Raw genomic sequence first — 374 nt, 5'->3', positions numbered from 1 at the left:
CCTTCGCTCCTCGGCGGATCGCACAGAGAGGACAAACCAGATGCTGACGACAGAACGAGGCGCTGTGCAGTCGAACCTTGCCCACGGTGAAATACTCCCGAAAGTGCAGGTAGTTCCCGCAACTGGCGAGGCCGGCGGCGGTCTTGATGCTCGTCTGGGAGGGTTCTTCACGAAGGTAATCGAGCATCTCTCGAGACCTTGCATGAGCCACGCCGTAGCGTGTTATTCTTTCACCCAGAAGCCTAGCTTCGTCAGCCCCTGTGAACTCCCCGCCCGTCAAGTTGGAAGGGTTCACAGGGGTTTTTTTATGCGCCATTTTCGGCCCCCTTTTCCATGTGGCCGAGCATAGCACCTGCCGACACATTGTTTCTATG

The 374-nt window shown here is 57.0% G+C and carries 1 protein-coding gene; it reads right to left on the bottom strand.

Annotated features, from left to right (window positions below; genetic code table 11):
* Positions 1-187 (bottom strand): hypothetical protein (locus tag GHN92_RS24070; RefSeq protein ID WP_372239761.1); only part of this gene is annotated, 187 nt, incomplete at its 3' end.
* Positions 188-374: the final 187 nt, after the last annotated feature.

Origin of the sequence: Pseudomonas sp. FSL R10-2964 (assembly GCF_009600035.1) — a bacterium.
Classification (GTDB): Bacteria; Pseudomonadota; Gammaproteobacteria; order Pseudomonadales; family Pseudomonadaceae; genus Aquipseudomonas; species Aquipseudomonas bubulae.
This window is presented reverse-complemented; position numbering and strand designations above follow the sequence as displayed.